Annotated in this window: 22 protein-coding genes; 10 read left to right on the forward strand and 12 right to left on the reverse strand. The window is 61.0% G+C overall.

Annotated features, from left to right (window positions below; translation table 11 throughout):
• The first annotated feature begins 7 nt into the window (after window positions 1–7).
• The 9 genes from F2S13_RS08115 to fdxA all read left to right on the forward strand — a co-directional run bounded on the left by F2S13_RS08115 (window position 8) and on the right by fdxA (window position 11,062).
• Window positions 8–1,096: an ABC transporter ATP-binding protein gene (locus F2S13_RS08115; protein ID WP_166359953.1), complete on the forward strand. Its 1,089-nt coding sequence runs from the start codon at window positions 8–10 to the stop codon at window positions 1,094–1,096.
• 1 nt (window position 1,097) lies between these two features.
• Window positions 1,098–2,015, forward strand: coding sequence for an ABC transporter permease (locus F2S13_RS08120; RefSeq protein ID WP_166359954.1), 918 nt, complete (start codon window positions 1,098–1,100; stop codon window positions 2,013–2,015).
• On the forward strand, window positions 2,012–2,806 hold the full coding sequence (locus tag F2S13_RS08125; RefSeq protein ID WP_166359955.1) for an ABC transporter permease: 795 nt from the start codon (window positions 2,012–2,014) through the stop codon (window positions 2,804–2,806). The genes F2S13_RS08120 and F2S13_RS08125 overlap by 4 nt, the downstream gene beginning before the upstream one ends.
• A 43-nt stretch (window positions 2,807–2,849) precedes the next feature.
• Window positions 2,850–3,902 carry an extracellular solute-binding protein gene (locus tag F2S13_RS08130; RefSeq protein WP_166359956.1) on the forward strand — a complete coding sequence of 351 codons (1,053 nt, stop codon included), beginning with the start codon at window positions 2,850–2,852 and terminating at the stop codon, window positions 3,900–3,902.
• A 52-nt stretch (window positions 3,903–3,954) separates the two neighbouring features.
• Complete coding sequence (locus F2S13_RS08135) at window positions 3,955–5,151, forward strand: amidohydrolase family protein (protein WP_166359957.1); 1,197 nt, start codon at window positions 3,955–3,957, stop codon at window positions 5,149–5,151.
• Complete coding sequence (locus tag F2S13_RS08140) at window positions 5,148–6,647, forward strand: chlorohydrolase family protein (protein WP_166359958.1); 1,500 nt, start codon at window positions 5,148–5,150, stop codon at window positions 6,645–6,647. The genes F2S13_RS08135 and F2S13_RS08140 overlap by 4 nt, the downstream gene beginning before the upstream one ends.
• A gap of 25 nt (window positions 6,648–6,672) precedes the next feature.
• Window positions 6,673–7,335, forward strand: coding sequence for a flavin reductase family protein (locus F2S13_RS08145; RefSeq protein WP_166359959.1), 663 nt, complete (start codon window positions 6,673–6,675; stop codon window positions 7,333–7,335).
• 681 nt (window positions 7,336–8,016) lie between these two features.
• On the forward strand, window positions 8,017–10,596 hold the full coding sequence (gene mutS / locus F2S13_RS08150; RefSeq protein WP_166359960.1) for a DNA mismatch repair protein MutS: 2,580 nt from the start codon (window positions 8,017–8,019) through the stop codon (window positions 10,594–10,596).
• 142 nt (window positions 10,597–10,738) lie between these two features.
• Entirely contained in the window at window positions 10,739–11,062 is a 324-nt protein-coding gene (gene fdxA, locus F2S13_RS08155) for a ferredoxin FdxA (RefSeq protein WP_163939625.1), read from the forward strand.
• 585 nt (window positions 11,063–11,647) lie between these two features.
• Here fdxA and rpoS read toward each other — a convergent pair.
• The 8 genes from rpoS to F2S13_RS08195 form a co-directional block, all read right to left on the reverse strand.
• Window positions 11,648–12,658 (reverse strand): RNA polymerase sigma factor RpoS, encoded by a 1,011-nt coding sequence (gene rpoS / locus F2S13_RS08160; protein ID WP_166359961.1) that lies wholly within the window; start codon window positions 12,656–12,658, stop codon window positions 11,648–11,650.
• A gap of 105 nt (window positions 12,659–12,763) precedes the next feature.
• The gene (locus F2S13_RS08165) at window positions 12,764–13,657 is read right to left on the reverse strand and encodes a peptidoglycan DD-metalloendopeptidase family protein (RefSeq protein ID WP_166359962.1); all 894 of its coding nucleotides are present in this window, start codon (window positions 13,655–13,657) and stop codon (window positions 12,764–12,766) included.
• 184 nt (window positions 13,658–13,841) lie between these two features.
• Window positions 13,842–14,480: a protein-L-isoaspartate(D-aspartate) O-methyltransferase gene (locus tag F2S13_RS08170; protein WP_166360175.1), complete on the reverse strand. Its 639-nt coding sequence runs from the start codon at window positions 14,478–14,480 to the stop codon at window positions 13,842–13,844.
• A gap of 38 nt (window positions 14,481–14,518) precedes the next feature.
• Complete coding sequence (surE, locus tag F2S13_RS08175) at window positions 14,519–15,268, reverse strand: 5'/3'-nucleotidase SurE (RefSeq protein ID WP_166359963.1); 750 nt, start codon at window positions 15,266–15,268, stop codon at window positions 14,519–14,521.
• The gene (gene truD / locus F2S13_RS08180; RefSeq protein ID WP_166359964.1) at window positions 15,256–16,314 is read right to left on the reverse strand and encodes a tRNA pseudouridine(13) synthase TruD; all 1,059 of its coding nucleotides are present in this window, start codon (window positions 16,312–16,314) and stop codon (window positions 15,256–15,258) included. The genes surE and truD overlap by 13 nt, the downstream gene beginning before the upstream one ends.
• Window positions 16,311–16,784, reverse strand: coding sequence for a 2-C-methyl-D-erythritol 2,4-cyclodiphosphate synthase (gene ispF, locus F2S13_RS08185; RefSeq protein WP_166359965.1), 474 nt, complete (start codon window positions 16,782–16,784; stop codon window positions 16,311–16,313). The genes truD and ispF overlap by 4 nt, the downstream gene beginning before the upstream one ends.
• Before the next feature lie 78 nt (window positions 16,785–16,862).
• Entirely contained in the window at window positions 16,863–17,705 is an 843-nt protein-coding gene (fghA, locus tag F2S13_RS08190) for an S-formylglutathione hydrolase (protein WP_166359966.1), read from the reverse strand.
• Window positions 17,706–17,713: 8 nt separating this feature from the next.
• The gene (locus F2S13_RS08195; protein WP_166359967.1) at window positions 17,714–18,826 is read right to left on the reverse strand and encodes an S-(hydroxymethyl)glutathione dehydrogenase/class III alcohol dehydrogenase; all 1,113 of its coding nucleotides are present in this window, start codon (window positions 18,824–18,826) and stop codon (window positions 17,714–17,716) included.
• A gap of 104 nt (window positions 18,827–18,930) precedes the next feature.
• Between F2S13_RS08195 and F2S13_RS08200 the strand changes: the two genes are divergently transcribed.
• Window positions 18,931–19,830, forward strand: a complete 900-nt coding sequence (locus F2S13_RS08200; RefSeq protein ID WP_166359968.1) for a LysR substrate-binding domain-containing protein — start codon at window positions 18,931–18,933, stop codon at window positions 19,828–19,830.
• Between the two features lie 121 nt (window positions 19,831–19,951).
• Here F2S13_RS08200 and ispD read toward each other — a convergent pair whose 3' ends face one another.
• From ispD to kdsA, 4 genes are all read right to left on the reverse strand, one after another.
• On the reverse strand, window positions 19,952–20,659 hold the full coding sequence (gene ispD / locus F2S13_RS08205; protein WP_166359969.1) for a 2-C-methyl-D-erythritol 4-phosphate cytidylyltransferase: 708 nt from the start codon (window positions 20,657–20,659) through the stop codon (window positions 19,952–19,954).
• A complete protein-coding gene (ftsB, locus tag F2S13_RS08210) occupies window positions 20,656–20,934 on the reverse strand; it encodes a cell division protein FtsB (RefSeq protein ID WP_166359970.1) in 279 nt (92 codons plus the stop codon). Before ftsB ends, ispD begins: the two co-directional genes overlap by 4 nt.
• Before the next feature lie 165 nt (window positions 20,935–21,099).
• A complete protein-coding gene (gene eno, locus F2S13_RS08215; RefSeq protein WP_166359971.1) occupies window positions 21,100–22,389 on the reverse strand; it encodes a phosphopyruvate hydratase in 1,290 nt (429 codons plus the stop codon).
• A 156-nt stretch (window positions 22,390–22,545) separates the two neighbouring features.
• Entirely contained in the window at window positions 22,546–23,391 is an 846-nt protein-coding gene (gene kdsA, locus F2S13_RS08220; RefSeq protein ID WP_166359972.1) for a 3-deoxy-8-phosphooctulonate synthase, read from the reverse strand.
• Window positions 23,392–23,407 lie beyond the last annotated feature (16 nt).

A 23,407-nucleotide genomic window follows, 5' to 3' on the forward strand; every position in this document is an offset into this window, starting at 1 on the left:
CACCATTATGGAACACAGAGCTTCAGTTGAAGTGCAGTGCGTTTCAAAGCGCTACACCGATGACCCTGACGTGGCCCCGGCACTGGACGAGGTCTCGGTCAACATCGCACACAACGAATTCTTTACCTTATTGGGCCCCTCGGGGTGCGGCAAGACCACCTTGCTGCGCACCATCGCCGGTTTTGAACATGTCACCAGCGGCGAAATCCGCATCGGCGGGCAACGGGTCAACGATCTGCCTCCGTTCAAGCGCCGAGTCAACACCGTATTCCAAAGCTATGCCCTGTTTCCGCACATGACCGTAGCCGAGAATATCGCCTTCGGCCTGGAGATGCAGGGGCTTGAGCGCAAAGCCATTCCGGCACGGGTCAAAGAGATGCTCGCGCTGGTGCAGATGGAACACCTGGCCCGGCGCAAGCCGGCTGAATTGTCCGGCGGCCAGCAGCAGCGCGTTGCCCTGGCCCGCGCCCTGGCGCCCAGGCCGGACGTGCTGTTGCTCGACGAGCCATTGTCGGCGCTGGACCTCAAGCTGCGCAAGGAGATGCAGGTCGAGCTCAAGCGCGTGCAGCAAGAGGCTGGCATCACCTTCATCTTCGTGACCCATGACCAGGAAGAGGCACTGACCCTGTCCGACCGCATCGCGGTGATGTCCAGCGGCAAGATCCTGCAGATCGGTGGCCCGAACGACATCTATGAACGGCCACAGCATCCGTTTGTCGCCCACTTCATCGGCGATATCAACCTCCTCCCCGGCGACCTCAGGCGTGGCCATGACAACCAGAGCCTGTTCCGACCTACCGGCTTGAATGTGGACATCCCCTGCCATCCACACCCCCGGTTCGGCAGCGCCCCGGTACAGCTTGCCTTCCGCCCCGAACGCTCGAAGCTGGTCGACCCTTCGCAGCCCCATCACCTGCGCGCGGTGATCGAGGCGGTGCTGTATGTCGGTACCGCGACGCTCTATCAATGCCGGCTGAGCAACAACGCGAAGGTCATGCTGCGCGAGAGCAATGAAGGCCTCAATGGTGCCCGCACGGTCGGCGAGTCGGTTGCGGTCCATCTGCCACCCCATGCCTGCCTGTTGATGGAGGCCTGAGATGAGCGTGAGCACTCAATCACCGGCCATGAGCCGCCTGCTGCTGTTGAGCCCGGTCGTGCTGACGTTGTTGGCATTGATCGCGATTCCGCTGGGGATCATGGGCTACATCAGCCTGCTGCCGCGCAACCTCTACGGCGGCGTCGACTGGCAGGCCGACTGGCAGCTGCAAAGCTACGTGAAACTGTTCTTCCAGGAAGGCTTCGACGGCGAGCTGGAGCTCAACTGGGTCTATGCCCAGGCGCTGCTGCGCTCGGTGGCCCAGGCCGGCGGCACCACCCTGCTGTGCTTCGTATTCGGCTTCCCGGTGGCACTGTGGATGACCGGCCTGGCGCCTCGCCAGCGCAGCCTGATGGTGTTGCTGATCACCATTCCGTTCTGGACCAACCTGCTGATCCGCAACTACGCCTGGCTGATCATCCTGCGCGAACAGGGCTGGATCGCGCAGAGCATCAACGCCCTGCTGCCCCAGGCCGGTGGCATCACGCTGCTGTACAACGATTTCGCGGTCAGCGTGGGCCTGGTCTACAGCTTCCTGCCGTTCATGATCCTGCCCATCTACTCGACCCTGGAAAAGCTGGACTGGCGCCTGGTGGAAGCCGCCTACGACCTGGGCGCCAACCGCTGGAAAGCCTTGCGCCGGGTGATCCTGCCGCTGTCGATGCCGGGTGTGATCGCCGGGGCCTTGCTGGTCTTCGTCCCGAGCCTGGGAGCCTTCATCACGCCCGCCATTCTCGGTGGCGGCAAGACGCTGATGATCGGCAACCTGATCCAGCAGCAGTTCGGTACGGCGCGCAACTGGCCGCTGGGCAGTTCGCTGTCATTCCTGCTGCTCGGCATCCTGATGCTGGCCCTGGTGCTGTACGCCCTTTATAGCCGCAAGACGGCCAAAACCATTCGCCGGGGAGCTGCCGCATGATTGCCCTGCACCTGAAGAAACTGCCCCTGACCCGCGAAACCAGCCTGCTGATCCTGGCCTACCTGTACCTGCCGATCTTCGTGCTGATCGCCTACAGCTTCAACGCCAACCGCTCGGCCACGGTCTGGACCGAGTTCTCGTTCGCCTGGTACGCGCGCATCCTGGCCAACCCGTCGATCCAGACGGCGGCGTTGAATTCGATCATCGTCGCCGGCATCGCCACGGTGTGCGCCACCCTGATCGCCCTGCTCGCGGCGCTGGCCACCTACCGGCCGTTCTATGGGCAGAAGATGGTCGAGGGCGGTATCAACCTGCCGTTGATCCTGCCGGAGATCGTCACGGCCGTGGCCACCCTGCTGCTGTTCATGGCCCTGGGGATCAAGCTGGGCCTGTTGACGGTGATCGTTGCCCATATCGGCTTCTGCATTCCCTTCGCCTACCTGCCGATCCGCGCACGGCTCAACGATCTGGACAAGAGCCTGCTGGAAGCCGCCAACGACCTGTATGCCAACCCCTGGCAGTGCTTTCGCCGGGTGACCTTGCCGCTGTTGTGGCCAGCAGTACTGTCCGGCGCCGTTCTGGCCTTCGTGGTCAGCCTGGATGATTTCATCATGACCTTCTTCGTCGCCGGGCCCGGCTCGACCACCCTGCCGGTCTACATTTTTTCGGCGATCAAGTCCGGGGTAACTCCCGAAATCAACGCCATCTCGACCCTGATGCTGGTGATTTCCATCGTGCTGGTCGTGCTGTCCTTCTGGCTGGGACAGCGCGGCAAGGCGCAGACCCGTTGAAACCTGAAACCCTCACCCTTCAATTGCTGTGGAGTGCAAGACCATGATGTTGAAAGCCCTGCGTTACGGTATCGCCGGCTTCACCCTGAGTTGTCTGACTTCCCTCTGCGCCCAGGCGCAGGAGCCCAAGGAGCTGTTCTTCTACAACTGGACCGACTATTACCCGGTCGAGTTGCTCGCCAAGTTCGAAAAGGAGACCGGGATCAAGGTCACCATGGACGGCTACGACAGCAACGAGACCCTGCTGGCCAAGCTGCAGGCCGGCGGTGCGGCCTATGACGTGATCGTGCCGTCCCAGTCGATCATGCGCACCCTGATCGAGCAGAACCTGTTGCTGGAAATCGATGCACCGACGCTCGCCAACTTCAAGAACGTCAAAGCGGCCTTCCGCGATCCATCCTTCGACCCGGGCCGCAAGTTCTCTGCGCCCTACCTCTGGGGTTCGACGGGCTTTTCCTATGACAGCGCCCGCGTACCCGGCGGCAAGCTGGACGACTCCTGGAAAGAGTTCTTCGAGCCTCGCCCCGAAGTCAGCGGTCAACTCGCCGCCCTGGACACTTCCAGCAGCGTGATCAATGCCGCCAGCCACTATCTGGGCGTGGACGAGTGCAGTGAAAACCCGCAGGACGCCAAGCGCATCCTCGAATTGCTGCAGAAACAGAAACCCCACCTGAAGATGTACAGCTCCGACAACACCGTGGACCGCATGGCCTCCGGCGAAGTGATCATGATGCAGAACTGGAACGGCTCGACCGCCCGCGCGACCCTGCAGAAGAGCACCATCAAGTACGTCTACCCGCGTGAAGGGCTGGCCATGTTCCAGGACAACTTCGCCGTGCCGAAAAGCGCGCCGCACCCGGACAACGCGAAAGTGTTCATCGACTGGATGATGAAGCCGGAAAACGCCGCCGCCGTCTCCAACGCCATCGCCTACGCCAACGGCATCGAAAGCGACAAGCTGCTCGACCCCAAGTGGAAGGTCATGGACGCCATCAACATGCCCGAAGAGTTCGCCTCGCGCCTGCGTCCGGAAAAGGAATGCAGCAACAAGGCGCGCGAACTGCAGGACCGCATCTGGTCCAAGCTCAAGGGCTGATTCGAAACCCGGCCGTCGCTGACGGCCGCTTCCCTGTTTGTAGAGGATTGCCATGAATGATTCATGCTGGCTGCGCAACGTTCGCCCTTATGGCGGCGCAGCCGAGGACATACGCATCGAAGCCGGTCGAATTGCCGAGCGCCGGCCGGCCATCGCTTCCCCCCTCGCGGCAGGCGACATCGATGGCCGCAACCAGGTGCTGACACCGGCGCTGGTAGAGAGCCACGTTCACCTGGACAAGACCCTGTGGGGCCAGCCGTGGCGAAGCAACAGCGCCGGGCCGACACTCAAGGACTACATTGCCAATGAGCGCCAGGTACTGCGCGAAATCGACACCCCTATTGCCCAAAGGGCCGGTGCCTTGCTGGAAAACTGCATCGCACGCGGTTCGCTGCGCATGCGCTGTCACGTGGATATCGACCCGGAGTTCGGCCTGCGTCATGTCGAGGCCATGCTGCAGTTGCGCGAACGCTACCGCGATCTGATCGATTTGCAGTTGGTGGTTTTCCCGCAGACCGGCCTGATCAGTCGTCCCGGCACTGCCGAGCTGATGCGCGAGGCCATGGGCCTGGGCGTGGAAAACGTCGGCGGCCTGGACCCCTGCGGCATCGACAACGACCCCATCGCCCAGCTCGACTTTGTCTTCGACCTGGCGCGGGAACACAATCGGGGCATCGACATCCACCTGCACGATAAAGGCGAACTCGGGCTCTGGCAGATCGCCCTGATCGCCGACTACACCGAACGCTTCCAGCGTCAGGGCCGGGTCATGATCAGCCACGCCTATTGCCTGGGCATGGAGCCCTGGGCACGGGTCCTGCCACTGGCCGAACGCCTGGCCGCCCTGGGAATCTCCTTGATGAGTTCGGCGCCGGCCGATTGCCCGATCCCGCCCTTCCTCGCCTTGCAACAGGCCGGGGTCAACCTGTGCCTGGGCTCGGACGGCATTCGCGATGCCTGGTCGCCGATGGGCAACGGCGACATGCTCGAACGCGCCATGCTCCTGGCCTTTCGCTTCGACCTGAACAAGGATGAGCAACTGGCCGCGGCCTTCGATGCAGCCACCGTGAACGGTGCCCGCGCCCTGGGCCTGGACGACTACGGCCTGGCCGTCGGACAACCTGCCGACTTTCTCCTGCTTCCCGTCCAGACCCTGGGTGAAGCCGTGGTCGCGCGGCCGCAGCGCCAGGTTTATCGCGCTGGCAAACTGATCGCCGAGCATGGCCGCCTGCTGGAAAGCCGCTTGTGAACAGGGCTCGGCGAATCGGTCTCAAGGCCAGCTGCGTGGTCGGCTTCGACGGGAACCAGCATGTGTTGTGGCGTGACGGCGAAGTGGTCTTCGAGGGCGCTCGAATCCTGTTTGTCGGGCGTGGTTTCGAAGGCCCGGTGGATCAGTGGATCGACCATGGCAATGCCTTGATCGGACCCGGCTTCATCGACCTGGATGCCCTGGGCGACCTCGACTCCACGGTGCTGACCCTGGACAACGGCGATGAACGTGACATGGGACGCATGTGGTCGGAGGAATATCTGGCGGCCGGCCCTCGCGAGAGCTACAGCGCCATCGATGAAGTCTTCAAGTACCGTTATGCCTTCACCCAATTGATCCGCAACGGCATCACCACGGCCATGCCGATCACCTCCATGTACTACCGCGAATGGGCCGAGACCTACGACGAGTTCGCCGCGGTGGCCGATGTTGCCGCCGAACTGGGTCTGCGTACCTATCTTGGCCCCTGCTACATGAGCGGCATGAGTTACTGGCGCGCCGATGGCAGCCTGGCCCAGCATTGGGACGAAGCGCGTGGCCTGGCCGGGCTGGCAGCCGCCGAGCGTTTTTTTGCCGATTTCAATGGTGCCCACGGCGATCTGATCCGTGGCGCCTTGTTGCCGGATCGCATCCAGACCTGCACCCCGGCGCTGCTGCAGCGCACCGCCGCCCTCAGCCGCGAACTGGATGCGCCGATGCGCCTGCATTGCTGCCAGTCCGTGAGTGAACTGGCGCTGGTGCAGGCACTGCGTGGGCATTCGTCACTTGGCTGGCTGGATCGACTCGGCCTGCTCGGCCCCCGCAGCGTGCTGCCCCATGGCATCTATACGAGCGGCGAGGATGACCTGCAACGCCTGGTCGATGGCGGCGCCAGCCTGGTGCATTGCCCGGTGGTGTTCGCCCGAGACGGCGAAGCACTGGATTCCTTTGGTCGCTATCGCAGCAAGGGCATCAACATCGCCTTGGGTACCGATACCTGGCCGGCGGACTTGTTCGACAACATGCGCCAGGGCCTGAACATCGCCCGGATCAAGGATGGCAACGCCGAGCACTGCACTGCCCTGGATATGTACAACGCCGCCACACTCGGCGGCGCCAAGGCCCTGGGCCGCGACGACATCGGTCGCCTGGCGCCCGGGGCCAAGGCGGATATCACGGTGTTCAGCCTCGACGGCCTGCACCTGGGCCCGCTGTTCGACCCGTTGAAAAACCTTATCCTGGCAGGACGGGGTGACGACTGCGTGGCCAGTTATATCGATGGTCGCTGCGTCATGCAGGACGGCCAGGTGCTCGGCATCGACTACCCCAGCCTGCAACGCCAGGCCCAGCAGCAATTTCACACCCTGATGCGCAGCCATGCCGATCGCGCCTTCGGCCGCCCCGACTGGCGCCGTCTGTTCAAACCGGCCATCCCGTTCGCCGACGACTACAGCGCCACCCTGCCCTTGAGTGCGTTGAGCGAGCCACGGACTTAGAGTACACAGACTTAGAGAGCATGCCATGCAAAGCTTCGACTTCAGTCAACTGAGCGCACGCGAGAAATACAAGATACTGATTGGCAGCGTGGTCCCACGCCCCATTGCCCTGGTGACCACGGTCGATGCCGAGGGCCGGGTCAATGCCGCCCCCTTCAGCTTCTTCAACGCGCTGTCGGCTGATCCGCCCATCCTCGCCCTGGGCGTGGAGAACTACAGCGATCAAAGCCCCAAGGACACCACGCGCAACATCCAGCTCAACCAGGAATTCACCGTCAACATCGTGTCCGATGCCCTGGTGGAAGCCATGAACGTCTGCGCCGTACCCTTCGCCCCGGGGTTCGATGAACTGACCGCCGCAGGGCTCACGGCCATTCCCGGCACCCGGGTCAAATGCCCACGCATCGGCGAAGCACCGGTTGCCCTGGAATGTCGGCGGATGATGGCGCTGTCGATCGGACAGTCCCGGGAAATCATCCTGGGCGAGGTGGTCATGGCCCACGTGCGCGATGAACTGATCGACCCGAAGACCTTGTACATCGACCAGCTCGGGCTGGATGCCATTGGCCGCATGGGCGGACATGGCTATGCCCGTACCCGCGATTATTTCGACCTGCCGACCCGCTCGTTGCAGGCCTGGACCGAAGCGCCCGGTGGTGGCGAGCGATTTTGGCCGGATGTCAGGTAATCTCCCTCGTCCTCTCGTTCCCACGCTCTGCGTGGGAATGCCTCCGAAGACGCTCAGCGTCGTGCACTGCATTCCCACGCAGAGCGTGGGAACGAGAAAAATCACCATTTTGTGAACGACATCAAACCCTGTGGGAGCTGGCTTGCCAGCGATGCAGGCGATGCGATCTATCGATACGACCCGGTTGCCCCATCCACCAACGCTCGCGCCATTTCAATATTCTGGATAAGCCCCAGTACCACGCCTTTATCGTTCTCTCGTTCACACGCGTGAGAACGAGAAAATGTCAGGGTTAATTCAAGCCAGGGGAGTTACATTTTACTGATTGCCCCTCCCCTTGCATTGGCTAAACAATGCTCAGCGCCGTTACTACTAAATCCAGACAGGCGCTGCGGGCATCGACAAGGAGCAATGCGTGGTGTCAATACGAAACGAAGAAGAGCTCAATGCCGCCATGAGCATTATCCGATTGTTGGTGAGGCGAGCACTCTCTCTTCGTCACACGCGCTGAAATAGACTAAACGCAGACTACCAGGCTTCGACAAACCGTCCTTCAGATCCGCGTTAGCCCCTTCCCTTGTGCTAACCTCCCGCCTTTGAAAATGACTGCCTACGCTCGGCCCAAGACTGAACGCCCCCAAATTTGCCTCAGCCATTCATACAGAACGCGCTATCTCCCTGATGAACAAAGCAATTTCAGATTTCCAAAATCACACCCCGATGATGCAGCAGTACTGGAAGCTGAAAAACCAGCACCCAGACCAGCTGATGTTCTACCGCATGGGCGATTTCTACGAGATCTTCTATGAAGATGCGAAGAAAGCCGCGAAACTTCTCGACATCACCCTGACCGCCCGTGGGCAGTCGGCCGGGCAGTCGATTCCCATGTGCGGTATCCCCTACCACGCGGCCGAAGGTTATCTGGCCAAACTGGTGAAGCTGGGCGAGTCGGTGGTGATTTGCGAACAGGTCGGCGACCCTGCCACCAGCAAGGGCCCGGTCGAACGCCAGGTGGTGCGCATCATCACCCCCGGCACCGTCAGCGATGAAGCCCTGCTCGATGAGCGCCGCGACAATCTGATTGCTGCCGTGCTCGGCGACGAGCGTCTGTTCGGTCTGGCGGTGCTGGACATCACCAGCGGCAACTTCACGGTGCTTGAGCTCAAGGGCTGGGAAAACCTGTTGGCGGAGCTGGAACGGATCAACCCGGTCGAGCTGTTGATTCCCGATGACTGGCCCCAGGGGTTGCCTGCGGAAAAACGCCGTGGCTCGCGCCGCCGCGCGCCCTGGGATTTCGAGCGTGATTCGGCGCACAAGAGCCTGTGCCAACAGTTCGCCACCCAGGACCTGAAAGGCTTCGGTTGCGAAAAGCTGACCCTGGCCATCGGCGCCGCCGGTTGCCTGCTCGGCTACGCCAAGGAAACCCAGCGCACCGCCCTGCCACACCTGCGCAGTCTCAAGCACGAACGCCTGGACGACACCGTAGTGCTGGACGGCGCCAGCCGGCGCAACCTGGAACTGGACACCAACCTGGCTGGTGGGCGCGACAATACTCTGCAATCGGTGATAGACCGCTGCCAGACCGCCATGGGCAGCCGCTTGCTGACCCGCTGGCTGAATCGCCCATTGCGTGACCTGAAAGTTTTGCAGGCACGGCAAAGCTCGATCAAATGCCTGCTCGAAGCCTACCGCTTCGAGAAGCTGCAACCGCAGCTCAAGGAAATCGGTGACATCGAGCGGATTCTCGCCCGGATCGGCCTGCGCAATGCCCGCCCTCGCGACCTGGCGCGCCTGCGCGACGCCCTCGGCGCCTTGCCGGAGCTGCAGAACGCCATGGCCGAGCTCGAGGCCCCGCACCTGGCGCGCCTGGCGGTGATTGCCGGTACCTATCCGGAACTGGCCGATCTGCTGCAAAAAGCGATCATCGACAACCCGCCCGCAGTCATCCGTGACGGAGGCGTGCTGAAAACCGGCTACGACAGCGAACTCGACGACCTGCAATCGCTCAGCGAGAACGCCGGCCAGTTCCTGATCGACCTGGAAGTCCGGGAAAAGGCCCGTACGGGCCTGGCCAACCTGAAAGTCGGCTACAACCGCATCCACGGCTATTTCATCGAGCTGCCGAGCAAGCAGGCCGAGCAGGCACCGGCCGACTATATTCGCCGGCAAACCCTCAAGGGTGCCGAACGTTTCATCACGCCGGAGCTCAAGGCCTTCGAAGACAAGGCATTGTCGGCCAAGAGCCGGGCGCTGGCCCGCGAGAAAATGCTGTATGAAGCGCTGCTGGAGAACCTGATCGGGCACCTGCCGCCCTTGCAGGACACCGCGGCAGCCCTTGCCGAACTCGATGTCTTGAGCAACCTGGCCGAACGCGCCCTGACCCTGGACCTGAACTGCCCGACCTTCGTCGAAGAGCCGTGCATGCGTATCAACCAGGGTCGTCACCCGGTGGTCGAGCAGGTGTTGACCACGCCATTCGTGGCCAACGACCTGAGCCTGGACGACAACACACGCATGCTGGTGATTACCGGCCCGAACATGGGCGGTAAATCCACCTATATGCGCCAGACGGCACTGATTGTGCTGATGGCCCATATCGGCAGCTTCGTCCCGGCGGCCAGTTGCGAACTGTCATTGGTAGACCGGATCTTCACCCGTATCGGTTCCAGCGATGACCTGGCCGGTGGCCGCTCCACCTTCATGGTGGAAATGAGCGAAACCGCCAACATCCTGCACAACGCCACCGAACGCAGCCTGGTGCTGATGGACGAAGTCGGTCGCGGCACCAGTACCTTCGATGGCCTGTCACTGGCATGGGCCGCCGCTGAGCGCCTGGCTCAATTGCGTGCCTATACCCTGTTCGCCACCCATTATTTCGAGCTGACAGTGCTGCCGGAAAGCGAACCACTGGTCGCCAACGTGCACCTCAACGCCACCGAGCACAATGAACGAATCGTGTTCCTGCACCACGTGCTGCCGGGGCCTGCGAGCCAGAGTTATGGCCTTGCCGTGGCGCAACTGGCCGGTGTGCCCGGGGTGGTGATTCAACGTGCGCGTGAGCACCTGAGCCGTCTCGAGACATCGAGCCTACCGCATGAAGTGCCGAGTCCTACGCGGGGCAAGGAATCAGTCCCGCACCAGAGCGACCTCTTCGCCAGCCTGCCGCACCCAGTGCTCGAGGAGCTCTCCAGGACCGATGTCGATGGTCTGACCCCGCGTCAGGCGCTCGAATTGCTCTATACACTTAAGACACGGATCTAACGCACTCGCGCTCAAGCTGATAGAATCCCGCGCGGTTTGGGAATGCCGCGGACTCTTAGCCTGGTCCGCCGGCTGCCTGGCCCGAACCTAGCGGCCCTGACTGGAAGGGCTCCGCTGCCGCCGCCTGAGGAGAGAATTAGAAATGACCTTCGTCGTCACCGACAACTGCATCAAGTGCAAGTACACCGACTGCGTAGAAGTCTGTCCGGTGGACTGCTTCTACGAAGGCCCGAACTTCCTGGTGATTCACCCGGATGAGTGCATCGATTGCGCACTGTGCGAGCCTGAATGCCCTGCGCAAGCCATCTTCTCGGAAGATGAAGTCCCTGAAGACATGCAAGAATTCATTCAGTTGAATGTGGAGCTGGCCGAAATCTGGCCCAACATCACTGAGAAGAAAGAAGCACTGCCCGATGCCGAAGAGTTTGACGGCGTCAAAGGCAAGATCAAGGATCTGGAGCGCTAAGCACCAGCCGGACTTGTCAAAAGGCCCCTTGTGGGCCTTTTTTTTTTGCCTGTGTGTCAGGTACGGCCTCATCGCTGGCAAGCCAGCTCCCACAGGTGCAGCGGAGAACCCTGTGGGAGCTGGCTTGCCAGCGATCGACCGCGGGAGCGGTCGCAAAAATCTCAAGGCAAAAAAAGGGGCGGTTTGACCCGCCCACATTTTTTCCGTAGTCCCTGTTTTCCCTTTCATCATCCTGATGAATCGCGTCCTGCGATGTCCTTGGCCGTCATCCTTGAAAGCCTGTGTCTGTCCGTAGACACAGTACGGATATTAGAGTTTTCAGCATTTGGAGCAACCGGGAAAATCTTTCAAGAAAAGTCCCGCCCACACCCGACACAATAGAAAAACCCTTTATTTTCAAACAGATAGAAAACAACCAAGCCAAGCAAAGGGGCCTTCCAGTACGCCTTGGCATGATTGCTTACGTCGCGCGTAAGCGATGTCCTACAAAAAACGCTAATGCGCAGCGTTTTACGCGCCCAAATGAAAACGCCCCGAATCGATCGGGGCGCTTCAAGAACAACGTATGTACCAGGTAAAGCTCAGCTATTGGAACAGCGACTCGCTGGACAGACCATTCTTCTCGAGGATTTCACGCAAGCGCTTGAGGCCTTCGACCTGGATCTGCCGCACCCGCTCACGGGTCAGGCCGATCTCCAGACCTACGTCCTCCAGCGTACTGCTTTCATGCCCGCGCAAGCCGAAGCGCCGTACCACGACTTCACGCTGCTTGTCAGTAAGCTCACTGAGCCACTGATCGATGCTCTGTGACAGATCGTCGTCCTGTAACAGCTCACAGGGGTCTGTAGGACGATCATCGGTCAAGGTATCGAGCAAGGTCTTGTCGGAATCCGGGCCAAGCGACACATCGACAGAAGATACCCGCTCGTTCAGGCCGAGCATGCGCTTGACCTCGCCGACCGGCTTTTCCAGCAAGCTGGCGATTTCTTCCGGAGAAGGCTCGTGATCGAGTTTCTGGGTCAGTTCGCGTGCAGCGCGAAGGTAGACGTTCAACTCCTTGACCACGTGAATCGGCAACCGGATGGTCCGGGTCTGATTCATGATCGCGCGTTCGATGGTCTGACGAATCCACCAGGTGGCGTAGGTGGAGAAGCGGAAACCCCGTTCAGGGTCGAACTTCTCGACGGCCCTGATCAGCCCCAGGTTGCCCTCTTCGATCAGGTCCAGCAGCGACAGGCCACGGTTGACATAGCGTCGGGCGATTTTCACCACCAGGCGCAAGTTGCTTTCGATCATGCGCTTACGTCCAGCCGGATCCCCCTTTTGCGACAAGCGCGCAAAATGGACTTCTTCTTCCGGAGAGAGCAGAGGCGAAAAACCGATTTCGTTGAGATACAACTGGGTAGCGTCGAGCGCCCGGGTGTAATCGATGTACTTGTGCTGTTTAAGCGAAGTGGAGTGTTTGGCCTTGGTGCGAACCGAAGATACAGCAGGTTTTTCTTCTTCGCTCGACATCGTTTCCATAACGAATTCGGCCTCCATCAGGAGTACCTCATCGTCGATGTCAAACTCCGGCGCTTCTTTACTGAGAGCCATTGTTATAGTCCTTTGCTGAGTTCGACCTCAAGCCCGAACGACGCCTGATCTCCTTGGCAGCGTTCAAGCCTGTCCCCACTACGTGCAGGAACAGGCGGGGTGCAATCAACGACGTGGCAGAAATTGCAACGGATCTACAGGCTTGCCCTGACGGCGAATCTCAAAATGCAGCTTCACCCGGTCAGTGCCCGTGGAACCCATTTCGGCAATAGTCTGCCCTACCTTGACCTGCTGCCCTTCCCGTACCAATAGCCTGCGGTTATGACCGTAGGCGCTCACGTAGGTGTCACTGTGCTTGATGATTACCAATTCGCCGTAGCCCCGCAAGCCACTCCCGGCGTACACCACCGAACCATCAGACGCAGCAAAAACAGGCTGTCCCAAATCCCCGGCGATATCAACGCCTTTATTCAAACTCCCGTTTGAAGCAAATTTACCAATCAATACACCGTTGGCCGGCCAGGCCCAGTTACCGGATGTACGCTCGCCCGCGGGCACGGGCGTGGCCTCGGGGGCACTGTTCGAAGGTGCCTGAGCCGCCGGCTGAGGTGCCGTCTGGGGTGCCGTCGCAACCACCGGTGCGCCATTGATGGGGCGTCGAATGACCGTGGTTTTACTGGACGACGAAGGCCCTTGGTTGGAAGTCGTGGTGACCGCCGTGGCGGGGGCGCTGGAGCCGCTGGAGCGACCGTCGAAGCGAATCGCCTGCCCCGGGCGAATGGTGTAGGGCGGCTGGATATTGTTGCGGGCGGCCAGGGCCTTGTAATCCCAGCCATAGCGAAAGGCGATCGAAAACAGGGTGTCGCCGCGCTGGACCACATATTGCCCCGTGGTCACGACTGGACGTTGTGCAACCGTCTTGTTGCGGTCCACAACCCCGGCGCCACTCGTTGTGGAGGTAGAGGAGCAACCGGTCAATACGGTACCGAAGGCAAAACCAATCACCAGTAGCTTTAAGCTCGATAGACCTGTGCGCTGCCGAATGACTGTGAGACTCACCCGCCGCTCCCTTTAAAGGTGACCAATATAAAAATGTAATAGTGCGCAATTATAACCAAACACAACCCTATTACGGACAGTCCGGAAACAAAGTATGAACCAACATACATTTTCAGGATTATTCGAACTCCGCACATAGACCAGAAAGTTCGTGCGAAATTCACTTATGCCGGAAAAGCTTGTTTCAGGCCAACGGACCGTTGAGCAAAGGGACGAAACGCACCGCGTCGAGCACGCGTCGGGAGAAACCATGCTCTTCACGCACAATCAGCATCAAGTGCTGGACGTCGCCCGCATTGCCTACCGGAATGACCATCCTTCCACCAGGCGCCAATTGGTCAAGCAACGCCTGTGGGACCTCACTGGCGACCGCCGTGACGATGATCGCGTTGTAAGGTGCCAGCGCTGGCCAGCCTTCGCAGCCATCGCCCCAGCGAAACACCACGTTGCGCAGGTTGAGCTCGACCAGGCGCTCCTTGGCCCGGTCCTGCAGGACCTTGATCCGCTCCACCGAAAACACCCGTTCGACCAGTTGCGCCAGCACGGCCGTCTGATAGCCCGAACCGGTACCGATTTCCAGGACCTTGTCCAGGGGACCTGCCTCCAGCAGCAGCTCACTCATGTGCGCGACCATGTAGGGCTGGGAGATGGTCTGGTTGTGGCCGATCGGCAAGGCGGTGTCTTCATAGGCACGGTGCGCCAGCGCCTCGTCGACAAACAGGTGACGCGGCGTGCGCCGGATCACATCCAGCACGCGGGCGTTCGACACCCCTTCATCGCACAGGCGCTGGATCAGGCGCTCGCGGGTGCGCTGCGAGGTCATGCCGATGCCGCGACGGCTCATGTCATCTTGTTCACGCATCAACGAAATCCTTCCAGCCAGCCTTCCATGCGCTCGAAGGCATCATTGAAGGTCCGGTCCAGCTGTAACGGCGTAATCGAAACGAAGCCCTGCATGACCGCATGAAAGTCGGTACCCGGGCCGCCGTCTTCGGCGTCCCCGGCCACGGCGATCCAGTAGCCTTCCTTGCCCCGTGGATTGACCACTTTGGTCGGCGCCGCGGCACGTGCGCGGTGGCCGAGGCGGGTCAGTTGCACGCCGCGGATATGGTCGAGGGGAAGGTTGGGAATGTTGACGTTGAGCACGGTACGTGGCGGCAACTCGAGCGTGGCGTGAGCCTCGACGAGCTTGCGCGCGAAATAGGCGGCGGTCGGCAGGTTGTCCGGCAGTCGCGAGAGCAGCGAGAAGGCAAAGGAGGTATTGCCCAGGAAACGGCCCTCCAGCGCTGCCGCGACCGTACCGGAATAGAGCACGTCATCGCCGAGGTTGGCCCCCAGGTTGATGCCCGAGACCACCATGTCCGGCTCAACGGGCAACAGGCCGTTGAGTCCCAGGTGAACGCAATCGGTCGGCGTCCCGTTCAGGCTGATGAAACCATTGGCCAGGGTCTGCGGGTGCAGCGGGCGGTCGAGTGTGAGCGAACTGCTCGCACCGCTTTTGTCCTGGTCAGGGGCTATCACCACGCACTCGGCATAGTCGGCCAGCGCAGCATGCAACGCCGCAAGACCGGGTGCGGTTACTCCATCATCGTTTGAAATCAGAATGCGCATGAGCTGTCCGTCTGCCCTGCCGACACCAGATCAACGAGTTCGCGCACCACGACGGTAGCGAAGCATCCGGCCGGAAGAACGAATTCAAGTTGCAGAATATCAGGCTCGGGATAATGCCATGTCAGACCGCCAATGGGCAGTCGCAGAATGCGACGTTCGTGTGACATTCCCGCCCGAGCCAACCAGGTACACAAGGCATGCTCGCGAGCGCCGATGCCTTGTTCGAGATCATGGACCACGCCAGTTGCCGGTGAATCCCCTTCCCCCCACTGCGGCCCTGTCGGGTGCAGGTCGAGGATGGCCAGGCGCGGGTCGCTGCATTCAGCGACACCCGCTGGAAAAAAACTGCGGCTATCGGTGAATGCCAGCAAGTCGCCGACCAGCGCCTTGTTCCAGGTGCCGTCGGCAACGCGGGCGGCGAGCACCTGGTTGAACAGATAACTGCGCGCCGTGGACAGCAGCCGCGAGCGCACGTTGCGTTGCTCGGGCAGGGCCTGGCGTTCGGCCCATTGGCGCGCATCGAACAGGTTGCCACCCTCGTGCCCGAAGCGCTGGGTGCCGAAATAGTTCGGCACGCCCTGCTGCTTGAGCTGCTCCAGCCGAGCCTGCAGCGCTTCCTTGTCTGCGCTGAGCTGGGTCAGGCGCAAGGTAAAGCCGTTGGCCGAGTGGGCACCGCGTTGCAACTTGCGTGAGTGCCGGGCGATTTTGAGAATGCGCAAGGTATCGTTTTCGGCCGCGCCCAGGTCCGGGTCGGCCTTGCCCGGAAGGTGCAGGCTGAACCACTGCCGGGTCAGGGCCTGGCGGTCCTTGAGACCGGCATAGCTGACGGTGCGCAGAGGCACGCCCGCGGCCTTGGCCAACCGGCGCGCCGCCTCTTCGGTATTGAGGCCGCGCTTTTCCACCCAAAGCCAGAGGTGCTCGCCAACGCCGGACAAGGGGATATCCAGGACTTCATCGACCTGGAAATCTTCAGCCGTCGCCTTGAGGACGGCGCTGCCCAGTGCCTCGCCCGAAGCCCGCGGGCCGAGCAGTTCGAGTTCCGTCATGCTGGCAACAACAAGGCAACGGCGTGGACGGCAATGCCCTCTTCACGGCCGGTGAAACCGAGTTTCTCGGTGGTCGTGGCCTTGACGTTGACCTGGTCGAGTTCGACCTGCAGGTCAGCGGCAATCAGTGCCCGCATGGTGTCGATGTGCGGGGCCATTTTCGGCGCCTGGGCGACGATGGTGGCGTCGACGTTACCGACCTTCCAGCCCTTGGCCTGGACGATGGCGACGACGTGACGAAGCAACACGCGGCTGTCGGCGCCCTTGAATTGCGGGTCCGTGTCCGGGAAGTGCTTGCCGATGTCGCCCAGCGCGGCGGCGCCAAGCAAGGCATCGCTCAGGGCGTGCAGCAATACGTCGCCATCGGAATGCGCGAGCAGCCCGAACTTGTGTGCGATACGCACGCCTCCCAAGGTTATGAATTCGCCTTCACCGAAACGGTGCACATCGTAGCCGTGGCCAATACGCATAAAAAAAACGCCCCGATTGAGTCAGGGCGTGATTCTACCTACTTTGTCCAACAATGGGCCGATTTGTCCCGCTACGTTTCACCCGAGCGCCTGTGCATGGTGGCGCAAGTGATCGTCGATGAAGCTGGCGATGAAGTAGTAGCTGTGGTCATAGCCGGGCTGCAATCGCAACTCCAACGGATGCCCCGCTGCGCGGGCCGCCTGGACCAGTGCCTCGGGCTTGAGCTGGGTGGCGAGGAAATCGTCACGATCGCCCTGGTCCACCAGCAGCGGCAATTTCTCCGTAGCATCGGCGATGAGCAAACTGGCATCCCACTCGCGCCAGCGCGACCGCTCTTCTCCCAGGTAGCGCGAGAAGGCTTTCTGCCCCCACGGGCAATCGATCGGATTGCTGATCGGCGCAAACGCCGAGATCGAACGATATCGCCCGGGATTGCGCAGTGCGCAAACCAGCGCACCATGACCACCCATGGAGTGTCCGCTGATACCTCGACGGTCGGAAGCCGGGAAATGCGCTTCGATCAGCTCCGGCAATTCCTGCACCACGTAGTCGTGCATGCGGTAATGCTCGGCCCAGGGTTGCTGGGTGGCGTTCAGGTAAAAGCCCGCACCCAGGCCAAAGTCCCAGGCACCGTCCGGATCACCCGGAACCTGTGCCCCCCTCGGGCTGGTATCCGGCGCCACGATGATCAACCCCAGCTCGGCCGCGAGCTTGTGCGCCCCGGCCTTTTGCATGAAGTTCTCGTCGGTGCAGGTCAACCCCGACAACCAGTACAGCACAGGCAGCTTGCCACCCTGCTCGGCTTGCGGCGGCAGGTACACGGCAAACACCATGTCACAGCCGAGCACTGCGGAATGATGCTTGTAACGCTTGTGCCAGCCGCCGAAGCTTTTCTGGCAGGAAAGGTTTTCCAGGCTCATGATGGACCTCAGAAATGAATGACGCTACGAATGCTCTTGCCTTCGTGCATCAGGTCAAAAGCCTTGTTGATGTCTTCCAGGCCCATGGTATGGGTGATGAAGGTATCCAGCGGAATTTCGCCTTTTTCGGCCATCTCCACGTAGCTTGGCAGCTCGCTGCGGCCACGCACCCCACCAAAAGCCGTACCGCGCCAGACGCGACCGGTCACCAATTGGAACGGACGAGTGGATATTTCCTGGCCGGCACCGGCGACGCCTATGATCACGGATTCGCCCCAGCCCTTGTGGCAGCATTCCAGCGCGGCGCGCATCAGTTGCACGTTGCCGATGCACTCGAAGGAGAAGTCCACGCCGCCGTCGGTGAGGTCGACGATCACTTCCTGAATCGGACGGTCGTATTCTTTCGGGTTGATGCAGTCGGTGGCGCCCAATTGGCGGGCGATTTCGAACTTGGCCGGGTTGATGTCGATGGCAATGATACGACTGGCCTTGGCCTTGACCGCACCGATGATCGCCGACAGACCAATGCCGCCGAGGCCGAAGATGGCCACGGTATCACCCGGCTTGACCTTGGCCGTATTGAGCACGGCACCGATACCGGTGGTCACGCCACAACCGAGCAGGCAGACCTTTTCCAGCGGCGCTTCTTTCTGGATCTTGGCCACGGAGATTTCCGGCAGCACGGTGTATTCGGAGAACGTCGAAGTGCCCATGTAGTGGAACAGCTGCTGGCCCTTGTAGGAGAAGCGGCTGGTGCCATCGGGCATCAGGCCCTTGCCCTGGGTCGCACGAATGGCCTGGCACAGGTTGGTCTTGCCCGACAGGCAGAATTTGCACTTGCCGCATTCAGGCGTATAGAGCGGGATGACGTGATCGCCAACCGCCACCGAGGTCACGCCCTCGCCGATCGCTTCGACGATAGCGCCGCCTTCGTGACCGAGAATCGACGGGAAGATCCCTTCCGGGTCCGCACCGGACAGGGTGTAGGCATCGGTATGGCAGACGCCGGATGCGACCACCCGCAACAGCACTTCACCGGCCTTGGGCATTGCCACGTCGACTTCAACAATCTCCAGCGGTTTCTTGGCCTCGAAGGCTACGGCAGCACGGGACTTGATCATCATCTTCTCCAGCAGAGGGGACAGTAGGCTGACAGTGTAATTGAGCGTTGAATGGTGAATAATCCATGCAAAGGCAAAACATTATTGCCATGCAGGGATAATCAATGAACGAAAATCGCTGGGAAGGCATCGATGAGTTCGTCGCCGTGGCCGAGTGCAGCCAATTCACCGCGGCCGCCGAGCGGCTGGGCGTATCGTCCTCGCACATCAGCCGGCAGATCGCCCGCCTCGAAGAGCGCTTGCAGACGCGCCTGCTCTACCGCAGTACGCGCCGGGTGGCGCTCACCGAAGCCGGCCAGACCTTCCTGCAACATTGCCAGCGCCTGCAGGACGGGCGCGAGGAAGCCCTGCGTGCCGTGGGCGATCTCACCAGCGAACCGAAAGGGTTGCTGCGCATGACCTGCGCTGTGGCCTACGGCGAGCGCTTCATCGTGCCGTTGGTGACTCAATTCATGGGGCTTTACCCGCAATTGCGGGTGGACATCGAGTTGAGCAATCGCACCCTGGACCTGGTTCACGAAGGGCTGGATCTCGCCATCCGCCTGGGACGTCTGCAGGAGTCTCGCCTGGTGGCGGCGCGCCTGGCCCCCAGGCGCATGTACCTGTGCGCATCGCCCTCCTACCTTGAACGCTATGGTCGCCCGCACAGCCTCTCGGAGTTGAGCCGGCACAATTGCCTGATCGGCAGTTCGGACCTGTGGCAGTTGCAGCAAAACGGGCGTGAGTTTACTCAGAGGGTGCAGGGCAACTGGCGCTGCAACAGTGGGCAGGCGGTGCTCGATGCTGCCTTGAGGGGTGTGGGGTTGTGCCAGTTGCCCGATTACTACGTGCTTGAGCACTTGCACAGTGGTGCACTGGTTTCGTTGCTTGAGGCTCATCAACCGCCAAATACGGCGGTGTGGGCGCTGTATCCGCAGCAACGGCATTTGTCGCCGAAGGTGCGCAAGTTGGTGGATTATTTGCGGGAGGGGTTGGCTGGCAGGCCGGAGTATTCAGTGCCTTAGATTCTCGTTCCCACGCTCTGCGTGGGAATGCCGTGTCAGACGCTCCGCGTCGACCTGCACGAGCGTGACGCAGAGCGTCGCTGGATGCATTCCCACGCAGAGCGTGGGAACGAGGAAGGATTCAGCGACGCAGCGCCCAGCGCTGGCGCAACCACTCCAGATCTTCCGGCCGCGTCACCTTGATATTGTCCGAACGCCCCTCGATCAACCGCGGCGCCTGCCCTGCCCACTCCATGGCCGAGGCTTCATCGGTGATCGCCACGTCGGCCACCAGGCTGTCAGCCAATGCCCTGTGCAATGCCCCCAGACGAAACATCTGCGGTGTATAGGCCTGCCAGATCGTGCTGCGGTCGACGGTGGCACTGACCCGGCCATTGGCATCGGCGCGCTTGAGGGTGTCACGTGCCGGCACTGCCAACAGCCCGCCGACCGGGTCGTCGGCAAGCTCGGCCAGCAACTTGTCCAGGTCCGAACGCGCCAGGTTAGGTCGGGCAGCATCATGGACCAACACCCAGTCGTCATCGCCAGCCCCTTGGGCATGCAGCAACAACAATGCATTGAGTACGGAATCGGCCCGCTCCTGACCACCAGCGGCCCGCTGGATGCGTGAGTCGCTGGCGCTTCGCAGGGTCGGCCAGTAAGGATCGTCAGCCGCAAGGCTGACCACCAGCCCCTTCAGGTTGGGGTGGTCGAGAAAACAGTCGAGACTATGCTCGAGGATGGTCCGCGAGCCCAATTGCAGGTACTGCTTGGGACGGTCGGCAGCCATTCGGGCGCCGATGCCTGCGGCCGGAACCACGGCCCAGAAGTCAGGCAGTGGCGAAATCATTGGGCCAACTGGTAGAGGGTTTCACCCTCCTTGACCATACCCAGTTCATGGCGAGCGCGTTCTTCCACGGTCTCCATGCCTTTTTTCAGCTCCAGCACTTCCGCGTCCAGGACACGGTTACGCTCCAGCAGACGCTCGTTTTCGGCGTGCTGGTCGGCGATTTGCTGCTGTAGGTCGGCAACCTGCTTCAGGCTTCCGTTACCCACCCAAAGGCGATACTGCAGGCCACCGAGCAGGAGAAGCAGGACGAGGAACAACCAATAGGGACTGCGCATCAAGGTATCCAGTGGAAAAAGACAGCCGCACCTGCGAAACGACTGATGGCACGAAGCCTGGCAATGGCCAGGCTTTGTGCTGTGTAGCGTTCGCAGTAGGACACGTCTGAAAGGCCCCCGTGGGACATTTCAGGCGCGCCCTAGTGTCTTTTTACCATCTATCGCTTAGCCGCGAAACTCGCCACGGCCGTTGTACTTCGCCTTGGCGCCCAGTTGCTCTTCGATACGCAGCAATTGGTTGTACTTGGAAACGCGGTCGGAACGGCACAGGGAACCGGTCTTGATCTGGCCAGCCGAAGTACCGACAGCCAGGTCGGCAATGGTCGAATCTTCGGTTTCGCCCGAACGGTGCGAAATGACGGCGGTGTAACCGGCGGCCTTGGCCATCTGGATGGCTTCCAGGGTTTCGGTCAGGGTGCCGATCTGGTTGAACTTGATCAGGATCGAGTTGGCGATCTTCTTGTCGATGCCTTCTTTCAGGATCTTGGTGTTGGTCACGAACAGGTCGTCGCCAACCAACTGGACCTTGTCGCCGATCTTGTCGGTAAGGATCTTCCAGCCAGCCCAGTCGGACTCGTCCAGGCCGTCTTCGATCGAGATGATCGGGAAACGCTCGGTCAGGCCTTTGAGGTAGTTGGCGAAACCTTCAGCATCGAACACCTGGCCTTCGCCAGCCAGATCGTACTTGCCGTTCTCGTAGAATTCGCTGGCAGCGCAGTCCAGGGCCAGGGTCACGTCAGTGCCCAGCTTGTAACCGGCGTTGGCCACGGCTTCGGCGATGGCCGACAACGCGTCTTCGTTGGAAGCCAGGTTAGGCGCGAAACCACCTTCGTCACCCACTGCAGTGTTCAGGCCACGGGCCTTCAGCACAGCCTTGAGGTGATGGAAAATCTCGGTGCCCATGCGCAGACCTTCCGAGAAGGTCTTGGCGCCGACCGGCTGAACCATGAACTCCTGGATGTCGACGTTGTTATCGGCGTGCTCGCCACCGTTGATGATGTTCATCATCGGCACTGGCATGGAGTACACGCCCGGAGTGCCGTTGAGGTTGGCGATGTGTGCGTACAGCGGCAGGTCCTGATCGTGGGCAGCAGCCTTGGCAGCGGCCAGGGATACGGCGAGGATTGCGTTGGCGCCCAGGTTGCCCTTGTTCTCGGTACCGTCCAGCTCGATCATGATGCGGTCGAGGGCTTTCTGGTCAACCGGGTCCTTGCCCAGCAGCGCGGCGCGAATCGGGCCGTTGATGTTGGCGACGGCTTTCAGTACGCCCTTGCCCATGTAACGGCTCTTGTCGCCATCACGCAGCTCCAGCGCCTCGCGCGAGCCGGTGGAAGCACCGGACGGCGCGCAGGCACTGCCGATGATGCCGTTGTCGAGAAGCACGTCCGCTTCCACAGTGGGATTGCCACGGGAGTCGAGAACTTCACGACCTTTGATGTCGACGATTTTAGCCATTGTTGTAAGCACTCCAAGATTGACGAAAACGACGCAGCTGAGAGAAATCGGATGCCATCATCAGGCGTTTTACCAGCGGGCAGGCCTGAGGACGACAAGGCTCTGGCCCGAGGGCCAGAGAAATAATCGTGCGATACTTTACCGGAGAATTGAGGTTTACGCGGTTTCTACCGTCGGAAAACTCTTAACAAGCTCGTCCAGTGCCTTGAGCTGAGCCAGGAACGGCTCGAGCTTGTCCAGGCGCAAGGCGCAAGGGCCATCGCACTTGGCATTGTCCGGGTCCGGGTGAGCCTCGAGGAACAGCCCGGCCAGGCTCTGGCTGATGCCGGCCTTGGCCAGGTCCGTGACCTGGGCACGGCGACCACCGGCGGAATCGGCGCGACCACCCGGCATTTGCAGGGAATGGGTCACGTCGAAGAACACCGGGTATTCGAACTGTTTCATGATGCCGAAGCCCAGCATGTCGACGACCAGGTTGTTGTAACCGAAGCTCGATCCACGCTCGCAGAGAATCAACTGATCATTTCCGGCTTCTTCGCACTTGGTCAGGATGTGTTTCATTTCCTGAGGCGCGAGGAACTGGGCCTTCTTGATGTTGATGACTGCGCCGGTTTTGGCCATGGCCACGACCAGGTCGGTCTGACGCGACAGGAAGGCCGGCAACTGGATGATGTCGCAGACCTCGGCAACCACCGCAGCCTGCTCCGGTTCATGCACGTCAGTGATCAGCGGCACGCCGAAGGTGCTTTTGACCTCTTCGAAAATCCGCATGCCCTCTTCCAGGCCTGGACCACGATAAGAGGTGATCGAGGAGCGATTGGCCTTGTCGAAGCTGGCCTTGAACACATAAGGGATACCGAGTTTCTCGGTAACCTTTACGTACTCTTCGCAGACCTGCATCGCCATGTCACGGCTTTCCAGCACGTTCATGCCGCCAAACAGCACCATGGGCTTGTCGTTGGCGATTTCGATGTTGCCTACGCGGATGATCTTCTGCGCCATGCTTTTTCAGTTCCCG

The organism is Pseudomonas akapageensis, assembly GCF_011355085.1.
In the GTDB taxonomy this organism is placed as follows: Bacteria; Pseudomonadota; Gammaproteobacteria; order Pseudomonadales; family Pseudomonadaceae; genus Aquipseudomonas; species Aquipseudomonas akapageensis.